Raw genomic sequence first — 19,869 nt, 5'->3', positions numbered from 1 at the left:
GTTTTCATAGACAGTTAGGTCACAATCAACGCTGCCCTAATGCTCCCCAAAATTTATCCTAGAGGAATCGCTTTTGAACTGGAGGGAATATCAAGAAGAAACAGCACTATTCTTCAGGTCTTTAGGGTTAGAAGCTGAGACGGATGTGACAGTTAAAGGCGTGAGAACGGAGCATGATGTTGATGTTCTTGTGAAGTCAAAGCATGCTGGTTTTGAGGTTACTTGGATAGTGGAATGTAAGCTATGGAACACCAAAGTCACTAAATTACATGTCCTCGCGCTACGGGAGATTGTTAGTGATATCGGTGCTGACAGAGGAATTCTATTAGCGGAAAATGGTTTCCAAAGCGGTGCCATCGAAGCGTCTGCATTGACAAATGTTCACCTAACATCGCTTCAGAACGTTATGACAACTGCTAGCCATGATATACTGTCAATGAGACTGCGAGAAGCATATGATCGGATTTTAGAGTGTAAAATCAGTTACTGGAATCTCCCTAAACGGCGTCGAATTGAGTATGGCTTACGACCCGACACTAGCGAAGTTGGGTACTCCGGCAATAATGTTATAGAAATACTAGAGGATCTGGCAGCAAAAGGCTTTCGTGGCATTTACCCCATACATCCTACTTCAATACATCTATCAATTGCTGTTAATCTTGCTGATCAAGAACTGCCAACTGCAATTGAATGCCTCGATGAACTTATCGAATTAATGGAGAAAATGCTGGTGGTACTAGAAGCTAAATTGGTTCGTTGCTCTTCTGCAGATTCGTGCCGGTAGACTTAGACAGCTAACGAGTCCTGTGATTAAAGCCCCATCATGAGTTATCGCTGATTATCTTTCTTATAAGGGATATCGCTGCGCTGATGCCTGTGTGTGAGAGGCTGAAATGGATTTTTTCATTTTTAATATGCGCTTCAAAATGAGGGCTAAATCGCTGATTGAAAAATCTGCTCACGTTGTTTTTGTCCACAGGCATAATTTTATTGCCCTTTTGCCTTAGCGTGGGTATGTTTCCTTGCATGTTTTTTGCAATTTGCGTAGTGGTTGAGGGCAATATATCTTTTTTGTGATCAATTAGCATTGAAACGAGAATTGCCTGTTCCAAGGGTAAGAAGTCAGTTATTTTTGATATCTCGCAAGCAAATGGAATGAGCTGGGCTTCATTAGTTAAAGCAGCTACTGTTGATCTTATATAAGTTATGAGATTGCTTTCATTTATGATTATTTTGGCGCTTGAAGCTATGGCAGACAGACCCATAGAGTTTTGAATTTCATTTTTACTTTCAAATTCTGCAAAGCTTATTGGCGCATCTGATCTATTTCTTTTTATATTTCTCTGGTATCTAGTTTCGAGACTACTATCGATAAATAATACCTCTAGCTCTATCCCCGACAGTTCTTCTTGCAGTATTCTGATTTCCTTCGGCGAGCGAAAACCTGTTATGACTAGCCCAGTTTTAGGAGTGCCTTTTATATACTCGGAAATTTGTCTCGCTACGATTCCTGGATCGGTATCCAACGCATTTTTAGCAAAGTCTTGGATCTTCATATTGCTAGAATAACCATGCCTGGTATACAAGGCGCACCTCATGAAGTCACTAGCTTCAATATGCCTGTATGCGTGAAGCCTAGTCAGAGCAGACGCTAGAATTGTTTTCCCTGCGCATGTTGAACCACATATAATATAATTTCTCCTGGGGAACAACTCTCCCTGAAACGGTTTATCTTGTAGCCTTTTATCATCGATAAGATCCTTTGATCTTAAAAATTCTATAAGATGCTGTAATGCTAAATTTCGAAAATCGTGTTTAATTGCAGTATTTATTGGTAACAGACTTATTGGCTTTTTTGCGCCTTTAGGCACGAACCATTTGTTAAACGTTTTATTGTCGAGCCAAGGGTAAATTTTATTTGTTTCAAACGTTACTTCTTTCTCTACTATACTACCCTGGGTCTTACCAACAAAAACCTTATAAGTTTCGCTTGGAGTAGTCCGCAAATTTGGCGGCAAATATAAGACGATGTCTGATCGAACAGTTACTTTTCTATTGTTGCCAAGTTTTTTTAGCAGTTCGTCTAACTTTGCAAATGATGTTTCTCTCATCCAGTACTTAACGTTTACTCCGGGAAACTCTCCATCTCCACTTAGAGCCTCGATAGCAATAGATGTGTCTTCAATAAAGAAAAGCTTATGCTGATGCATTGAAGCGTATCGTGCTAGAAGGGCGGCATCTTCAACCCCCCCATTGCTGAAAATACCACTCTGCAATTCTTGATCAATGCCGCTTAAATTCTTGGCCAACTTTAAATTGGCGCTTTGTATGCTTTCTTCGAGTAGCTTCTCTCTATCCTCTATACGAGGTTCATAGTAAGGCTTGCCATAGTTTGGAGGCGGGAGCAGCAAAATTGGCTGCTCTCGCAGCAAATATTCAAAATGTGCAATTTTTGTAAGATTGGATGACAAAAAAACGAGTTTAATCAATTTCTAACTCTCTTCCAAAATTATTTGGCAAGCACTGTGCCACGATGTACTCCTTAGAGAGCTGAAGCTTTTCTATCAACTCTTCAAAATTTGGTGTCATGAAATACACAGCGGGACCGAGGCTCGACAGGCCGACGCATTGTGCACCTGCATCATACAAGTCAATTTTTAAGCTACGAACTGGATTCGTTTGCGCTGCCCACTCTGCTTTTTTCCATTGGGTTTTTTGAATGGCATTAATAGATGTGCAAAAGGTTAAATAGTCCTTTTCTACCGCGGCGCAAGCCATTCCGGAGACCGCGTGATAGATTGACTCATGAACTGACTCCAGCGAAATAGGACAAGTTCTATTGAAAAAATCCACTTCTTCTTTCGCTGATATCCTATGCGCGCCGGGGGGAATAACTACACCAAAATTCCACTCAGTGGGCAGTTTAATATTTAACAAATTGATTGGTTTTTGTGAAGGGCTTATCCTAGAGGAAGAAGGCCCTAGCCGAAGCCCGTTACTTTTTACACCAAAGTCAATATTTAGCCCACCTTTAAAGTAGGTGTTTATTCCTACTCCAGAAGTGCCACCTCGTCCGGAAGCAGTTACCAACTGTGCTTGATTGGCATCAACGTGGTTGAAAATGCTTGCGGCCTCAGCACACGCTAGCTTTGATGCAGTACCTGTTCCAAATCCACTATGGGGCGGTGGTCCTGACAAAAATACGACAGCCATTTTTTGAGAGTAATTATTTACTTCATAAAGCCCTTGTAAGAAATTCATCAAGGCTTTCTCTTCGGTTTGTGTTAAACCTACTGCTCGCTTGTCAACTATTTCAAAATTTTGACTACTTTTAAATTCGATAATGGTGTCGAACTCTTTCACACAAAAACCTATGCCGCCGTTTTGCCTATATCCAAGATCACTCATATCGAACAAATTAACATGCAGGCGCGCAGGAGCCGAGATCTTTAATGATCTAGTCATACTTTTCAGATGCCCCCTTCAGTGTCTCCTGAATGTAATCTAAGTATGGCTTGATAAACAAACCATCCTTATCGAAGCTAATAGCTGGAGTCTCTTTACTGCTTTTGTTTTTGAAAATTGGTCCAACCAGGCAGCGTGAACCCGCAAGAAATATGCTGTGCGATGGCTCGAAATCGTAATAATAGATCTTGAATTTATCCGGATATCTATTTGTTATTTCCTCTGCCTTTTGCAGGGTTTTATTTTTAAAATCTGATAAATTCGGCTCTTCCAAATAAGATATCTTAGGAAGCAGTAGCGTCACCTCAACTCCTCGCGCTAATGCCTCTAAAAGGTTTTGAGATTGTGGCACTTGGGTATTCGCGAAGTCATCTAACAATCTATTGCAGGTTACACCCGCAACGATGATTTTATCGCCAACTTTTGTGCTTCCAATTAGCTCCCGATAATACTCAGTGTCTTTTCTGTTGGTTAAAAATTCAATTAACCCGTGCTTTTTATACTCAGCTAAAGTTTTTTGCTCTAGATACTGGGTAAGAAACTGAAGTGATGCTATGACTAGGCCAGAGGCCAAGCCGCTCAAAACTCCGAGTAGGCGAGCATCTGCTTTATCGTCCGTTATATACAAGGCCACACTGAAGCATACTGCCGCGAGAATAAGTGTCATTAAGTAGAGTCGCGGCGTATTAACGACGAAATTGTGCTTTAGCATTTTCATCTTGGAGCTCCAATAATGATGACTTCCTTTTTTGTTTTTTTGCTTAAAGCATGCGGCATTTCATACTCGAGCAACGTAATTTTTTTGAATTTAGAGGAGAAAAAATCCCGTATCTCTTGAATGCTTGGAAATGCATCATGTACATATGAAAGGCATACAATAGAATTTTTATGTTTCTCGACCAACTCAAAGAGATTATCTTTGAAGTGACTTTTAGTATTCCACTTCAGCATCTCTTCAGGACTGGGGATAGGGTGATTTTTCTTTGAACGATCAATTCGCTGATCCCAAAGTTGAGGCAAGGAGATCCCCTCTAAAAAATGATATCTGTCCATGTACGATATATCTTGTTTTTTCTGAGGAACATAAGGGGGGTCAAGATATACAAAATCGTAGATATTGGGGATTTCAATGGCGTCAGTGCAAGGCATAATTATGGGGGCGTGCTCTGATGCCCACCTCGTTTTTTTAATTTCATTGAGCGCGCGAATCATTAGAATTGAAAACGGCTTTTCCCATGTAGCCCAGTTACCAAACTTTGTATCCTTATTATTATTCTCTCTTAGATACAGATTTTTTCGATGAAACAGATTAAATGGTCTTTTCTGCAAGCAGGCCTGAATCAAGCAATATGATATTTCTGCTTTTTTTAACGGATTTTCAATTTTTGATAAAGCTCTTAACGCACCATCGAGCCACGCATTCTCTATATCTGTGTAATAAATATCTTTATAAGTTTTCGAAATGAATCCGCTTTCTGGCTGTACGCTTCTGATGAATGACTCTAATTCTTGCTCAGTTGTCGCACAAGGTTCATTAGATAGTAATGCCGTAGCTATGGTGCGGTTTGACTCTAAAATATCGTTATAGGTAACTTTTTTGTTAAGGTGCTTTAGTGCTAGTGATACGGTTGAGGTTCCACCAAATATATCTATTGCCGTATGGAAACTATGGTTTTTAAATTCACCTAACATCCACTTGGCTAGTCTTCGCTTGCTTCCGTAGTACCTTGTTTGAGGGAGGAATACCTCCTCTACCTCTAATGTATCCAAGCTATTTTTTTTAGAAATTGGAAGGATATACTGTGACTGATTTTCCAGCGCGCGCCAGTCCTCTTTGGCTGCGCTCCCATGACTTAACATTTCGCTTAGTTGAGGATCAAGCATTTAGCGCTCCGGAGGCTATTAATATTCTTAGCTTTGCGAGCGCCAGAACTTTTTGGTGCTTCATTGCAAGTTGAACGTGGAAGTATAGAAGGTGAGAATGTATAACTTTTAAACAAAGAAAGCAGTTGTATTCTTCGGCGACTTTTGCTGCGTCATTTATAGGTTTATTTGACCTAGACGGGTAGATCTCGCCTGAGCATTCCATCTGAACAATCCTTCCTCATCTCTTCGCCTAGCCTAGCTGACCGGACATCATCGCCTGAGCTATGCCGTATTGCTACTGCTACCAAGCAAATCATATGTGAAGCTCATCTACGATTACGAGCTCAATTAAGCTGGAAGCCGTCCCTTGGTGGAGCGTCCGCTTCTAGCCCGTCTGCAGCCTGTCGCCAGGGCAGCTTTTGGCGAATTCCTGCCTATTCTCTACGGAGGGGATGATCGAACTCAGGAGGTTTACCGTTCCGTATTGGCTCTGAATTACTTGCAGACCGACACGTGCTGACATCTAAAAAATCCCGAGTTCGATTCCACCGAACGCCATAACTAGCTGATTTATTTATAGTTACTAGTTGGGGTACGCCGAATTTTCCAGCGAGCTCCAGACGCCCGGAAAACCTAGCCTCGCCGAAACATACCGTTCGTCTGGTGCCGCATCATACCGCCATCGAAAGAGCCTCGCGAAAGGTGGTTTTTTTGTGCGCGCTTGATTTCGGAGCTACCAATGGCTGCGAAGGCGGTGTAGCAGGCATTGCAAGATTGGAATCGGCCTAGCCCAATGTGGTGCCCAGAACCTACCCGCAACACGCTCGCCACACGTCCTACTCAACGGGTAGGGACCTGCCTATAGGCAGGCGTGCAAAAGGCGAGTTTTTTCGTCTGGAGTTTTTACCGCGATCAAGAAGGCTCCTGTAAAAACCCTTCTTTTGAAGAGGCCGCTTTAACTCCCCCCTGTCGCCTACTCCCCGTAAAATCTCCAAAACTACTCAACAATCAGAAACAACCTTCAGCCCCAAAACCCGCGGCCTGTAGGACCTTTCTGAAAATTCAGGATATGCTCTGCGTCCGCTTGTAGATGCCTGATGCGGCGACTACCTTCCTGCCTGTCGTTGATTTCAACGATCGGGTTTAGTCGCCCAATAAATAACCAAGCGAAGCATCTGTCATAACCATTGCCGAAGCCTTGAGCGACGGCGTGGAATCTTATGGCGGCTGTGCAAGGGGCACCTTTGGGTGCGCCGGGCTGCCTGGTTCCCGGTCGACTAACCCGCGCACAGCCGCCACCCTTTGTTTAGTCGCAAAGAGCGATGGCTCAACTATACCGGGAGAGTCACCATGATCAGATCCACGCCACATCCCCCTGCTACGCCCATAAAGCAAAACCTTGTCAGCAATACCAACCTGGGCAACCTCAGCCTGTTCACCGTGAAGCCCGATATCAAGATCGAAGACGCACTGGTTCTGGCGTCGGAATACCTGAGCTGCGCGGCGGCTACGGCTTATGAAACGGCAGATAACAGCACGCTGGAATTTCGCCCGCTGGCGAGGTCGGTGGTGCATCAGATTGAAGCGGCCAGAGCGCTGGTTGAGGCTTCGGTGGCGGGGTTGGAGGAGAAGCAACGACCGAAGTAACGTAGGTGATCTGTGCCGTTAGTCGGTTCGCGGGCAGGCCTCGCTCCAACAGGGGCGGGGCTTGAGCGTTTTCAGCGTCAGCACAGCGTGTCAGCTCAATTGCTTCGCGAACAAGTTCGCTCCTACCGGGGCGGTGTTCGTCGTTAGGCTCTAGTGTTTGCTTAGCCCATGCCCCAATCAATCATCTCCCGCATCACCGCCCCCGAGAAACTCGCGAAATGCCCAGAGCGTGCGGCTCAAGTGCGAGCAGTACCCGACCCGCAAGGAAAACTGTAAAAACCTCGCGCCAATGAAAACCTGATCCAGTCCATCAAGGCGCACCAAACATCATGGTCCAGTACACCCCGGCTTTGCTGTTCGGGTTAGTCCCGTAAGCAGCCCCCATCTGGGTGAACATCGGGTTCATGAGGTTGGCGCAATGGCCGGGGCTGGCTAGCCAGCCTTGCATGGCTTTTTCAGGCGAGCCTTGGCCGCTGGCGATGTTTTCGCCCACCTGACGACCGTTGTAGCCGGCCGCTCGGGCGCGGTCTTTGGCAATGTCGCCGTTAGGGTCTTGATGGGAGAAATAGCCGCCGCTGGCCATCGACTGGCTGTGCCGTAGCGCGGCGTTTTCCAGCGTGGTATTCCATGTCAGAGGCCGCGCAGCGGCGTAGGGTTGGCTGCCACACATGCGAGGCTTGGCACGGGCAGCGTTGACCTGAGCCAATAGCGTTCTGCCCGCCGATTGCTGATCACCCAGATGACCGTCGAGCAACGGCTTGGCCAGTACCAATCGCCAGTCCCGGCCTGACTGAGTGATACCAATGTCGGCGTATTGGTTATCCAGCAATGCGCCACAGTAACGGCTCTGCAGCATGGCGAACGCGCCTTTGGCATCCTGAGCGCCGACCAACCGAATGCTGCGCACGGCCACGGCCCGATAACCGGAGGCCTTCAAAGTGTTGCGCATGTCGCCCGCAAAGCCAATGGGCAGCGCCAGGTCCTGCCTCAACTCCAGCGGCGATAATCCACGCACCGCCCGCCCCTCGCAACGTGAAGGCTGTGCGCGATAGTCGTTGATAATCGAGACCAGTTGCTGCGTCTCGCCTGCATGAACGTGGCTGGCGAGCAGTGGGAGTAAGGCGATGAAGCAGAGCGAGGTGAAGCGGGAAATCAGGCGCATGGGATGGGCTGCTCTGATGATCGAAATCGGGCGCTGATCTGACTGGGGAATCGGGAACAAGTTCGTGATGGCGGTGCTCAGCCGTATTCACCGAGATGGCTCTTCGATCAGATACTGCTCAAGAGCCATCATGCAGGATGCTATGCACCTCTCTGTTCACGTCTGCGCGGCAAGCCGTCGCCGCGCATTCGCCAACGCATACGTCGTTACGCCATGACTAAACTGGCGGGGCTTCAGGATGGCTAGACCGGACCCGCCCCACTCTCAGTGCTCACAGGTACACGCGTACTAGGCTGAGTCACGTCATAAACATGCTGCTCGCAGCCCTTCCCGACGATCACAAACTCAACCAGATAGGTTTTCTGCTTTTCAGGTTTGAACGTCGAGCGCATGGGGCCGCAGTCGTACACAACAGAGTCTGGGAAAAGCCCGTTCTCCTGGATGACTCTGGACTCACCAATCACCTCTATGGATTGACCGGGATCTGCCTGTACTTCGAGTTGAGGGAAGCGTTTGACTGCTGCGCTGTTGGCGACCTCGTTCATCTTGGCGATCCAGCCAAAAACCTTGCCACGACCGGAATCGACCACCCGACCTAGAATTTCAGGGCGCTGATCAGCGTCCGCAGCACGACGCACTGAGAATTGAACCGGATAAGTGAAGCCGGTGGCTTTCATGATGATTTTGGCGTGCTCAGCATCCGCGACCACCTGCTTTTGCTGCAGTTGAACACCGTCTTTAAGCAGTGTTGGTGCGGAGCTTCTGACGTTGGATTGGCACCCTGCCACAGCCACAGCCACAGCCAGTACCAGGAACGTAAGTTTTTGCATGGCGTAGTTATTCCTTGGGACAAAAGTTGGAGCGCGCTGAAGCTGTTGCATCAAAAGCAATGCGCTCAGTCGAGAGGGTTTTCTTTGCGCGGAGACAGCCTTGAATAGACCCAATGGAAGCCGGTAAACAGCAAACCGGATACACACCCCATCAAGACATAAAGAAGCACCCCGTATTTGATCTGGTACATCAGAAAATTCATGTGCTGCGCGACTGGAGTCGGGCGCAGGCCCGGAACCCCAAAGAGCAGCCATAACAGCAATCCGGTGATCACTCCTCCGATGACATAGCGCCAACGGGTCGTGAGAAAGCGCTCGGTCAGCCAGAGAACGGGCCAGCCGGCCAGCATGCTCAGACCAGCGCCTACCAAGAAGGAGAGGATTAAAGAGGCCACTATCTCAGAGGGGGAGGCGAAAGCCCAAGTGGCAATAACAGCCAAGGGCAGGCCCCCACATAATGGGATGCCGAGCACGTATACCTTACTCATTTGAGGCGAGTGCTTATCAGCAGCGTACCGCACCAGAGCCTTGTCCGTAACGGTGTAGCCAACACCGAGTGCCAGACCAACAACTATCGCCGCCATCAACAAGCGCGGAGAAAATCCGCTAAAGCATAGATAGGTCACCACGACCTGAATAACACTGCTGAGCACATGGCGAGCTTTGAAATCAGGGAACAGCCAATCGCCCAGTAAAAGTAACGGGATACCGATAAGCATCGAACCAATGAAGCCGCACAACAACCCGACAAAGACTGATGCTAAATTGAAGTCAGTCATGACAGGAACAAAAATCGCGAAAACCAATGCTCCGCCAACAGGTACTGCCAGCAACCTGAAGGCTTCCACTATTTTCATTTCGCAAGCTCAGGTGACGGCATGATCATCTTTTTGAAGTCTTGAAGGTTGCTCTTGATATGTTCAGGGTTGTTGCGAACAAACTCCTGCCATGAAATACCCAACAAGGTATTGCCACCCCAGACATATTTCGCCCCCCAGCTATTTGAATTATTAAACGGACTCGGCCCCGTACCCCAACCGCGGGTATCCACATTAAAGCCCCCATCCTCTGTAGGCTGAATCGAGCGAACGACAAAACCCGGGTCCAAAGCATGCATGCCTGGCAAAGTGATGTTAATCACACTCATCGTACTGTCGTCGGTCAAATGGGCTACGTGTCCCAGCTTGGCGATCATCATATGTAGCTCACTCACATCACCACTCTTGACGACGGTCACCCCATCTCCGCCGGGGCCTGCATTGCGACGCAATGACTCATAGGCTTGGGCCATCGTGCCGCAGCCGCCGAGCGAGACAAGGCAGCCCTGCGTGACATCCCGATACTCGTGCGGCTGTCTGACTTCCGGATATTTATTCTCGTACCAGCTAAATAAGTCGGGAATCATCCCACCCGGCTGCCCTTGAGAATTGATGAACGTGCCATCTTTCACCGTCTCAGTAAACTTGGTCTGGCAGGCGGCCGCACCCAATGACGCACAGTTGTTATCTGCCCAGGCTTTGTAGCCCGGCAGGCCGGATGCCATGTTGGCGGCTAACAGAAGGCTATTGGTTTCGATGTCACTGATCGCACCAAACGTAGTTTTGTTTTTTGAATCCAGCGCCTGATCGGCTGCGTAGATCTCACCAAAGCTCTTGGCGCCTTCGAAGATTTTAGCGATGTGCGTGTTCAGGCATGCCTGATCCTGGCACTTCATCAGCTCAGCATCGTTTGCGTCGCTCATTTTCTTGGCATCCACTACAACTTGCTGACGACAGGTTGCGTTATCCGCCGCACAACTGGCCAATTGTTTGGACAGTATTTCGATATCGGTGTGCGTCAGGTAGTTGTTCTGCACCTGCTGCAAGCCTGCACCGGCGCCTGTAATCCCGCCAACGCCAGCAGCCGCAAGCCCGGTAGTACTCGAAATCAGAGCTTTTTTGACCTCGACGGACACATCGAGCTGAGCAACCTGTTCGGCGATCATCGGCACGGTCAGGCTCGATACACCTGCACCCAGGGCGCTGGCGCCCACGGTACCACCGGACAGCCCTTGGGATGCACCCGCCAGAGAGTGCAGCAGCACGCGTGCAGCTCCGCCCTCATCCCATGCTGACTGGGCTGCCAGGTTACCGGACTTGCCTGCAAGATCACGTTGCTGATCGGCATAGTCGCCGATTTTCTTGTAGACATCAGCGGCGGTCGTGTTGGCTACGATGCCCAGAGCAGTTGCACCGCCCGCGCCGCCCATTGCGGCACCAATTACGCCGGTGACGATATTAGTGATGACTCGATTATCGCCGCCTGCTGCCCAACTCTTCGAAACGTCCGCCAGATTCTGCTCGGCAGCTTTAACTTTTTCTGGGGTATCTGCTTTGTCCAGTTGCTCTTTAGCATCATTAACAGACTTGGTAGCGACCACGTTCACCACATCCTTGCTGAGCGCGACAGAACTTTGAATCAGATCCATGCGCTCCTGAATGGCCTTTTGATCTGGCCTGTCCAGCTGGTGATTGGCATTTGCTGTATCGCGGTTGAGGCCTGCCAGATCATTGGCGCCTTCGGCATTGCGAACCACCACAGTGCCTTCGCTGACAGCGCTTCGGGTTTGACTACGATCCGACTCTTCAAGCGCGAGCGGGATGGCGCCCCCGGGCGTGAAGCCGTTATTGCTGCTGAAGGAGACGCCAACACTAGCGGATTTGCTTTTAATTTCACTGGTGTTCTTGATGTCGCTGACGATAAGGCGATCCGTGCTGAGGTGATTCTTTTCTGCAGCGGCTTCGCTGGCGATTACAGCACCTTTGAGGTTGGTGTTTTTCCCGACATAAATATCGTAACCACCCGCCCCTGCAAACAGCCCGCTTTGGTCAGTCACGGCTTTGTAATCACTGTTCATGTTGCCCGCCGCGATATTCGCCGAAGCCGTAACGGGCGAGCCGTAGCAGAACGGCGGTATACAAATGCTGGCCCCGAAACCGCCGCTGCTCTGCTTGCTCTTCTGAGACTCGGTGTCTTGGCGAGATGTGATGTTGAGGTCGCCGCCCACCACGGCCTTGATTGAGTCCGCACGGACCTGCGCGCCCTCAAGAGTGGTATCCCGACCACTGCTCAACACCAGTAGCCCGGTATCGAGCGTTGTGTTCACCTGGGTGACGGAGTTGCCATTACCGTTGTTTTTTGCCGCTTGAGCGCCCAGGTCCAGGGTGAAGCCGTTTTGCTCACCGATGTTGAAACTGGCACCGATTGCCGTCTTGTTGTTGGACGCATCATTCTTACGATCAGTAGTGTTCTGCGAACTATTGAGCAGTATGTTGTTTTTGGCGAGCAGGTAAGTATTGGCAGCCTTCAGGTTGCTACCTGTGATCTGAATGTTGCCTTGCGCGCCCGCATTGTCTCCGGTGGCCACGATAGACAGGTCCTCGCCCACATTGAGCGTGCTGACTTTGGCAGTCTGGGCGTTGTACTCACTCGAACTCTTGCTGCGAGTGTTAGCCAGTTCTGTACCGATTTTAATCAGTGATCCGTTGCTGGCGGTGCCGCCTTGCTTATCCGCAAACCCGGAACTTTGGGCCGCGGCATCAGATGCCTGGCCGCCCAGATTGTAGGCCGCCATCGCCGCCTGAGCGATTTTCACGCCTTTGAGCCGCGGATCGTCGGCCTCCTCCGCTGCCTTGGTTGCGTCGCGGATGCTTCTGGCAGTGTCGACCACCATGCCACCAATCACTCGTCCGACAGCCAGACTTCTGGAGCTGTCCTGGCTGCTTTGGCTTGCTGTCTCGTTGCCGGAAGTGATCGTAACGTTGGCGCCGCTCAAGGACATATCCTTGGTACTTACCAGGTCACTCGCGGTCACATTCAAGTCGCGCCCTGCAGTCAGCGTGACGTTGCCTTTGCTGGAGCCGATAGTGCTGCCAGTAAGGGTTGTTTCTGACGCTTTGCCATTGTGCTTCTGGCTGCTGATAGACAGGTGCTGATTACCGGTGATGTCGTCCAGGCCAAGGTTGTTCGCGGTAAGAACGCCAGTCAGATCCCGATTTTTTTCTTTGTGCATGTCGGTGCGCGAGAAGGTGTTTTGCGCTGCATCCACTTTCAGGTCACGCCCTGCCTCGACGATCAAATCATTAGTGCTGACCAGCGAAGACCCCGTAACCGCCGCATCCCGACCGGCTGATACGCTGACGGTTTCGCCGGCGACCATGCTGCCTGCTGCCGTGGTGGTTGCCTCGTCGACCTTGGTCTGGACCTTACTGGACTTGAGGCCGCCCCAGCTGCTTTTACTCTCTTTGCGCTCGTGGCGAGCGCTAGCAGAGTCTGTGACAGCCACAACCTGAACATCTTGCCCAGCGGCAACCCGCGCGGCGCCTGTTTCAGACGTGATCGCGCTACCTGCCAGCAGTAAATCTTTACCCGCCACTGCAACACTGTCGCCACCCGCACTGACCAGGCTGCCAACATTGGTAGTGCTACTGGTTTCATCCAGTCGGAATTTCTTCCCGGACGAGGTTTTCTTGGTCTTGCTGTAGAAGCTGTAGTCCTGATCTTCAGCCGCTTGCAGGGCAAGGTTATTGCCCGCTACGAGATAGGCTTCGTTGCCCGCGTTTACCTGACTGGCAGTCAACGCCATGTCCTGCCCGGCGGTCAGCGTCGCATCGCGACCCGCCGTAAGCACGCTCGACACCTGGCTGACATGGTCCTCCTGGGCGGTGACCTTTTTGCTCTTGCTGTAGGAGTGCTGCTCATCGGCCGCGGAGGCAACGTTGAGGTTTTCGGCAGCGCCCAATGTCAGGTCCCGCTGAGCGCTGATCTGGCTGGCGACGGCGCTGATGTTGCGGGCGGCGACGACCTGGAAGTCGCGACCGGCGTCTACAACGGAGCCGTATTGGGTGATGTTCTGATGGTTCGAACGCGTGCCGATTGCGCCGCTGCTGTCTTGCTGAGCCGCGACGATGTTGACGTCGCGTCCGGCCTGAACAGTGGTGTCGCCACCGCTCTTGATCACGCTGCCGATGTTGTTGACGTCGCGCTTGGCTTGCATCGTCAGGGTGTCGGCGGCTTCGATGCGCGCGGCGTTGTTGACGAACTGTGTGCGCTCGGCGCGATAGCCGCTGTCACTTTGGTGGGTGGTGACGCTGCGCTCGTTGAGCAGGTCGCCATTGACGGCAACGAGCTCGACATTACGCCCGGCAATCACACCGCCAGCAGTGTTGCTCAGGTTGTTGTTGGCACGCAGTTGCAGCTGGTTGCCCGCCTCGACCAGACCTGAGTTGGTCAGGTCACCGCCAGCGCGCACGCCGAGGTTATTGGTGGCGCGCAGGGTGCCGCTGTTATTGAGGTTCTGGCCGCTGATCAGGGAAACGTCATTGCCAGTAATCAGCGCGCCGTTGGGGGCCAGACGGTTATTGGCCTGAGCCATATAGAGCACCGGCACGAGTACTTTCTGGCCCGCGACTTCGTGCTGCTCCATCCACACGATGTCGTGGGTCAGCGCTGCGACTTGCTCGCCAGTCAGGCTCACACCCACCGACAGGTTGAGGGCGTCCTTGCTGGCGATGGCGTTATCCATCAGGTACTTGAACAGACCGGCATCGCTGGTTTGCCCGTCAATGAACCGCTGGCCGGTGCGAGCGATAACCGCTTGCCGGATCAGCGTCTGTTCGTAGTAACCGTCGCCGAGACGTCGCTGGGCTTCGTCGGGGTTGTAGCCCAGTTTGGCGAGCATGTAATCCGAGCTCATGAACAGGCCCAGATTAGTGAACGCCGGGTCGCTTTCGATCAGGTACTTTTGCGGGTTGGACGCGAACTGGCTGGTGGGCAACTTGAAGCCCGGCAGGTCGATCGGGTTGACCGGTTGCTGGGTCTGATCCGGTGGCAGCTGCGGATTGAGCGCGACGACGGTGGAGTAACCCGGCTCGTTGGTATCCGTTTTTGCACCGCTGCCAACGTAGGTGTAGCCGCCGCGCACGACGCTGTTGTCGATGCCGTTTGTGGCCTGCACGTTAGCGGTGCCACCCGCCTGAATCACTGCGGAATAGCTTTGATCAGGTGCCGACAGCTGAGTAGTTTTTGCCTTGCTCGGTACTTCGTTTTGCGTGGTGCCGATGAACCGTGCCAAACCGGCTTCCAGGCCACCCAGCGCGTTTTTGTCATAAGAAGGACTTTGCTGCGAATACTTGCGCGTGAAGTCCGCAGCCATTTGGTTCCAACCGCCCGGATTGCGTGTACGCACGGTCGCAAATACACGGTCAGTCTGGGTGTCGTGGGTTTCAATCGCGGTGTTGGTGACTTGATCGAAAATAGCGGTAAGGTCGCCGCCCGCAGCAATGCTACTGCTGCTGTTGTTCAGGCTGCCGCCGGTGAGCAGCATGCTGCCGCCCGAGGTGATACTCGAAGCAGCGCTGGCTTCGGTGACCGCCAGATGATCGCGCTGGCTGATCAGAAATACGCGGTTTTCTTTGCCGCCTCGGCAGTCGCCCCCGGTAACACCCTCAATGCACGCGGTCGGCGTGATAGAAGCGCTGTAGATCCCGGACTCAACAGTCAGGATGGTCCGGATGTTCTCGATGGTGCTCGCCGCCAGGCTCACGGTGCCGTCAGCCTGCATATTCGAGGAGCTGTTGCTGATCAGGGTCGCCAGCCCACCCAGACCGTCACGGTCGACGCTCAGGTTGCCCATGGCGTAGATATCCGCATAGCGGTTGTTCAACTGATCGACACGCAGGCTAATGTTGCCGCCGCTGAAAATCAGTGCGTGATCATTGAGCAGGCTACCAGTGCCGACCGCCAGCACCTGACCGGCTGCCAGCGTGCCCAGATTGCTGACTCGCGGCGCATTGATGCCAAGGCTGGTCGCGGAGGTAATACGACCGCGGTTGGTGAGCTGATCGCTGAGGGTCAGGTCGACACCGCCATCACTGGCGATGACGCCGTTGGTGTTCCAGCTGAGGCCTTTGCCGACAAAGCTGTTAGTGCCGAGCAGTTGGCCCGTGGCCGTCTGCTCGAAATTGTCGACGTCGAGGTTAAGGTTGCCAGCCTGAATTACGCTGCTGTTGGTCCAGGCGGCATTTTTGAAGGTCAGATCGCCTTGCGTAACGAGACTGCCGCCAGCGTTGTTGAGGTTCAGCCCATCAAGATCGAGTGCGCCGCTGCCAACGTGCAACACGCTGCCGCCCAGGTTCTGAAAGCTGCTCGCAGCAAGGCTCAGGTCAGTGTTAGCCGTCTCCAGCGTGCCGCTGCTGTTGTTGAGCGAGCTACCGATGGCAAAGCTGGTTTTGCCTGTGCGACCCAGCGAGCGGATCTGCCCTTGGGTGTTGTCCAGGCTGTTCGCGGTGACGGTGAGGGTGGTCGCCCCTTCGATCACGCCCAGACGGTTGTTGATCGCGCCTGCGTTGACCGTCAACGCACCACCGCTGCTGACGTAGCCATTGCTGGTGTTGAGCAGACTGTCGGCGGTCAGCTCCATGCGACCATCGCTGAGGATCTGGCCAACGTTCTGATTATCCAGCGTCGCGGCAGTGGCCTTCAGCGTCTGACCGGCGGCGACAGTGCCGCCATTGTTGACCAGCCCCTGCGTCGCTGTAGCCGTGAGATTACGGCTGGCGATGACATTGCCGGTGTTGTTGATCGCCTTCGCTTTGAGGGTGACGTCACCGTTGGCGTTGCGGGAGTTATCGGGATTGATGCCGGCCTGAATCGTGCCGCTGTTGTTCAGTTGCCCATCGCTGGTCAGGGTGATGCTGTCGCGCGCGGCCAGCACTTTCTGGTTTTTGAGCGTGCCACGGGTTTTGATGTCTGCGCTGGTTCCGGCGTAGATAGCGTCCTGTGCATCAAGGCTCTCGGCGTTGACCTTGACCGCGCCACTCGTCGCAACCTTGGCCATGGTCAGATGGCCATTGGCGTCGATCTGCATGTCTCCGCCACTGGCAGCCATATCGCCAGCGAGTTTGACGCCCACACCCTGTTCCGTGCCCACCAGCTTGATCGTGTTGGCGTACATGCCGCCCAGCGCTGAGGAGTCGATGGCCAAAGCAGGCTTGTCGGCATCGTTGCCCGCACGTGCAGTGGTGGCCAGCGTGTCGGCATTAACGTTGTTGGCGCCTGCTACGACGTTCAGTTGTTTGGCGTAGATCTTGGCGTTGATTTTCGCCGAGCGAGTGATGAGGTCGAACTGGTCGACGTTGCTGGCGTTGAGCCCGTCGCCTTCAATGTTGATGCTGCCGCCGTCGACGGCGAAGTGATCGAGCTTGCCGGTGCTGTCCAGGACTGGCTTACCGGTGCTGAGGGTCACACGCGGCGTATTGATAAAGCCGCAGCCATTACAGGTTACGCCGTAAGGGTTGGCGACGATGACACGCGCTGCTTGACCGGCAACCTCCGTGTAACCGTTGAGCTGGCTGGCGCTACCGCCGTTGACTTCGTTGAGGATGATCCCCGCCGCTCGGCCACCCAACTGGCTATTGCCGTTGATATAGCCACCCAACTGGGTGCTCTGCACGGCATTGGTGGCGTTATTGAGGATCACGCCTTCCTTGCCGACGTTGTAATCCTTGAACTGGTTATGCGACAGACCCGAAGCGTTAGGCGCTGCGATATTGACGACGGGAACACCATTGCCTGCCTGGCCCACCGTGGTGTTGGTGCCACCACTGACCACGATGCCTGCAGCCTGCGCCCAGATCGGTTGCCAGAACACGACGTTGATCATCAGCACCGCCAGCGCACGTCTGGACACGCCCAGGAAGCGCTTGCGCGGGTTCAACTCAGCGGAAGGTTGGCGGGCCAGAAGTGCAAACTGATGAACATCCATTTTCGAAGTCTCGCGGCAACAAACTTGATTAATTAGAGAAACAGGTCGACCTGGAAATAGATCGGTGCCTCACGCTCGGTGAGCACACTTGGGCGCTCCAGCGAATGGGCGAACGTCACACTGGCGCTGACGTGTTCACCCCGGGCAAACAGCTGTAATGAGTTGCTTGATACCCGGCCGTTGAACCCGCCGCTGTATCGATCGTTGCTGATCACACCCTGGTCATAACCGACGCTGGTGCCGTACTGACTAACGATCGGGCGCAACCAGTCGAGCGTCACCGGCCGCGTCCAGCGCAGTTCGTTACGCCAGTAGCCACCGCTGGAACCGGTCAAGAACTGATCCTTGTAGCCGCGCACCGAGGAGCTCCCGCCTACGCTGATGCGCTGCGAGCTGAACAACACGTCTTCACTGCGCTGCCCCGTGGCCAGGCTGCTGAAACTGAACGACTCACCGAGCCAGTTGAACGGCAGCAAATAGCTCGCGGTGGCGGTGTATTTGCGATAGCGCGGAGTGGGAGTCAGGTTGCCGAATTGGTCACGCTGCTGAGCTTCGCGTTGCGCATCCAGTGCGCCGATGCCCTGTTGCATGCCCAGATCAAGGTTAATGAAGGAGTTGCCTATACGCCGACCGTGGTTGATACCGAATTGGGCTTCAGTAATCCGGTTGCTGCTGCCTTCAAGCTTGCTGTCTTCGATGTAGTTGTTGGTGCGCAGATGAGCCAGCCCGGCATTGACCGAAGTTTTGCTGACCGCGTCACGGTGGATCAGGCGCTCGGCCAGAAACTGATGATTCTGGCTTTCACCGTTTTGCTTGAAGCTAAAATCATCCGCTTTCACCTGCGAGCGGTATTCGCTCTGGCTGTAGCTGTAACTGAAGTTCCACCAGCCCCACGGCACGTTGTAATAAGCCATGGCGTTTTTCGAGGTGGCCTTGTGGTCGCTGAGCAAGTCGTGCCCACCGCGCAAAACCAGCTGATCCGCGATACCCAACGGGCTGTCCCATTCCAGCCCGGCATTGACCTGCTGCTCACCGGTGCTCTTCTGCCCGTTGTTGTTACGCGACAAGTTCGCCCGCCAGGGCTTTTGTGGAATGTTGCGTACCACTACCTGACTGCCACCTACTTGCTCACCGGGCGTCAGTTCCATCTGCGCCTGCCTGGATGGCAAGCGGTTGAGCTGGTCCACCAACTGCTCGATTTCCCGCAGGTTCAACACTTCGCCGGTAGCTCCCGGAAAGGTCATCGCCAGTTCGCGATCAGACACGTTACTGCCCGGCGCACCTTTCAGGCTTTCTAGCTTGCCTTCCACCACTAGCACAATCAGATGCCCTTTGGAGAGATCCTGTTGCGGCAGGTACGCACGGCTGGTGACCAGCCCCTGGTCCAGGTAGTAAGTGGTAATGCTCTTGAGGAGCTCATTCAGATCCGCAACGGCCAGACAACGGTCCATGTACGGTTTGAGCAACCGATCACGATCAACGCCGCCCAGGCGTTCGGCACCTTGCAGTTCGATGGTTTTGATCGGGAAGCAGCGCGCATCGTCAGGCGAGGCGGGTTTAGCAGGCTCTGCACTGGAGCCTGGCAGCTCCTTGAGTTCCTCAAGACGACGGCGCTGCTCTTCGATCAGGCGATTCTGTCGATCACGAATCAGGTCCTGGTCACCAGGGGTCGGCAGAGTCGCACCAAACACAGGCGAGCAAAAAGCAAACATGAGGGCGCACGAAGGCAACCACGTCCGTGGGGCAGCAAACATAAACATTCCATCGATATGCCGGGGGCGTTTGAAGTGCGCCGACTAGAAGAAGAGCAGCAACCGCGAAGTGGAAGCTTTGATACCGGCTAGATGCCAGCAAATAGCAGCAAAGTGCCATCAAAAGATGACAAAGTTAAACAAAGTGTATCAACGCTGAAACAGACAGCTAATTCGAAGAAAGTTCCTGCAAGGAAAAAATTTTGTGATGAGGTTCACTAAAAAAATGAAGTGAGCTGGCGGTTGCGAATGCAACAAATGCGATTGCACGCATTTTTGAACCGGGAATCGAGCGCACAAAAACACGCCGTAAACATTACTGTTTACGGCGCTCGAATGATTCGT

General features: G+C 52.6%; 11 protein-coding genes. 2 read left to right on the top strand and 9 right to left on the bottom strand.

Going from position 1 to position 19,869, the window contains the following annotated elements:
• Positions 1-73: 73 nt before the first annotated feature.
• Complete coding sequence (locus ACYASS_RS07385; protein WP_463585644.1) at positions 74-784, top strand: restriction endonuclease; 711 nt, start codon at positions 74-76, stop codon at positions 782-784.
• Positions 785-821: 37 nt separating this feature from the next.
• On the opposite strand, the gene ACYASS_RS07380 is transcribed toward ACYASS_RS07385, so the two are convergent.
• The 4 genes from ACYASS_RS07380 to ACYASS_RS07365 are packed head-to-tail and all read right to left on the bottom strand — an operon-like array spanning position 822 to position 5,349.
• On the bottom strand, positions 822-2,489 hold the full coding sequence (locus ACYASS_RS07380; RefSeq protein WP_463585643.1) for a non-canonical purine NTP pyrophosphatase: 1,668 nt from the start codon (positions 2,487-2,489) through the stop codon (positions 822-824).
• Complete coding sequence (locus tag ACYASS_RS07375; protein ID WP_463585642.1) at positions 2,482-3,465, bottom strand: beta-ribofuranosylaminobenzene 5'-phosphate synthase family protein; 984 nt, start codon at positions 3,463-3,465, stop codon at positions 2,482-2,484. The genes ACYASS_RS07380 and ACYASS_RS07375 overlap by 8 nt, the downstream gene beginning before the upstream one ends.
• On the bottom strand, positions 3,458-4,183 hold the full coding sequence (locus ACYASS_RS07370) for a hypothetical protein (RefSeq protein WP_463585641.1): 726 nt from the start codon (positions 4,181-4,183) through the stop codon (positions 3,458-3,460). Before ACYASS_RS07370 ends, ACYASS_RS07375 begins: the two co-directional genes overlap by 8 nt.
• Positions 4,180-5,349, bottom strand: coding sequence for a DNA adenine methylase (locus ACYASS_RS07365; protein WP_463585640.1), 1,170 nt, complete (start codon positions 5,347-5,349; stop codon positions 4,180-4,182). Before ACYASS_RS07365 ends, ACYASS_RS07370 begins: the two co-directional genes overlap by 4 nt.
• Positions 5,350-6,681: 1,332 nt before the next feature.
• Here ACYASS_RS07365 and ACYASS_RS07360 point away from each other — a divergent pair.
• Positions 6,682-6,978, top strand: a complete 297-nt coding sequence (locus tag ACYASS_RS07360) for a DUF6124 family protein (protein WP_463585639.1) — start codon at positions 6,682-6,684, stop codon at positions 6,976-6,978.
• A 310-nt stretch (positions 6,979-7,288) separates the two neighbouring features.
• Here ACYASS_RS07360 and ACYASS_RS07355 read toward each other — a convergent pair whose 3' ends face one another.
• The 5 genes from ACYASS_RS07355 to ACYASS_RS07335 all read right to left on the bottom strand — a co-directional run bounded on the left by ACYASS_RS07355 (position 7,289) and on the right by ACYASS_RS07335 (position 19,485).
• The gene (locus tag ACYASS_RS07355; protein WP_463585638.1) at positions 7,289-8,140 is read right to left on the bottom strand and encodes a CAP domain-containing protein; all 852 of its coding nucleotides are present in this window, start codon (positions 8,138-8,140) and stop codon (positions 7,289-7,291) included.
• Between the two features lie 242 nt (positions 8,141-8,382).
• Positions 8,383-8,970, bottom strand: coding sequence for a hypothetical protein (locus ACYASS_RS07350; RefSeq protein ID WP_463585637.1), 588 nt, complete (start codon positions 8,968-8,970; stop codon positions 8,383-8,385).
• Positions 8,971-9,035: 65 nt separating this feature from the next.
• Positions 9,036-9,827 carry a hypothetical protein gene (locus tag ACYASS_RS07345; RefSeq protein WP_463585636.1) on the bottom strand — a complete coding sequence of 264 codons (792 nt, stop codon included), beginning with the start codon at positions 9,825-9,827 and terminating at the stop codon, positions 9,036-9,038.
• Complete coding sequence (locus ACYASS_RS07340; protein WP_463585635.1) at positions 9,824-17,773, bottom strand: hemagglutinin repeat-containing protein; 7,950 nt, start codon at positions 17,771-17,773, stop codon at positions 9,824-9,826. Before ACYASS_RS07340 ends, ACYASS_RS07345 begins: the two co-directional genes overlap by 4 nt.
• A 32-nt stretch (positions 17,774-17,805) precedes the next feature.
• Entirely contained in the window at positions 17,806-19,485 is a 1,680-nt protein-coding gene (locus tag ACYASS_RS07335) for a ShlB/FhaC/HecB family hemolysin secretion/activation protein (RefSeq protein ID WP_463585634.1), read from the bottom strand.
• Positions 19,486-19,869 lie beyond the last annotated feature (384 nt).

The sequence above is a fragment of the Pseudomonas sp. HP_14 genome (assembly GCF_055283875.1).
The sequence above is the reverse complement of the archived record's forward strand: the minus strand, read 5'-3'. Positions and strand labels throughout refer to the sequence as shown.

Coding starts and splice junctions, on each gene's coding strand:
- ACYASS_RS07375 (WP_463585642.1), bottom strand. CDS start 3,465: ATGACTAGATCATTAAAGATCTCGGCTCCTGCGCGCCTGCATGTTAAT.
- ACYASS_RS07370 (WP_463585641.1), bottom strand. CDS start 4,183: ATGAAAATGCTAAAGCACAATTTCGTCGTTAATACGCCGCGACTCTAC.
- ACYASS_RS07365 (WP_463585640.1), bottom strand. CDS start 5,349: ATGCTTGATCCTCAACTAAGCGAAATGTTAAGTCATGGGAGCGCAGCC.
- ACYASS_RS07360 (WP_463585639.1), top strand. CDS start 6,682: ATGATCAGATCCACGCCACATCCCCCTGCTACGCCCATAAAGCAAAAC.
- ACYASS_RS07355 (WP_463585638.1), bottom strand. CDS start 8,140: ATGCGCCTGATTTCCCGCTTCACCTCGCTCTGCTTCATCGCCTTACTC.
- ACYASS_RS07350 (WP_463585637.1), bottom strand. CDS start 8,970: ATGCAAAAACTTACGTTCCTGGTACTGGCTGTGGCTGTGGCTGTGGCA.
- ACYASS_RS07345 (WP_463585636.1), bottom strand. CDS start 9,827: ATGAAAATAGTGGAAGCCTTCAGGTTGCTGGCAGTACCTGTTGGCGGA.
- ACYASS_RS07340 (WP_463585635.1), bottom strand. CDS start 17,773: ATGGATGTTCATCAGTTTGCACTTCTGGCCCGCCAACCTTCCGCTGAG.
- ACYASS_RS07335 (WP_463585634.1), bottom strand. CDS start 19,485: ATGTTTGCTTTTTGCTCGCCTGTGTTTGGTGCGACTCTGCCGACCCCT.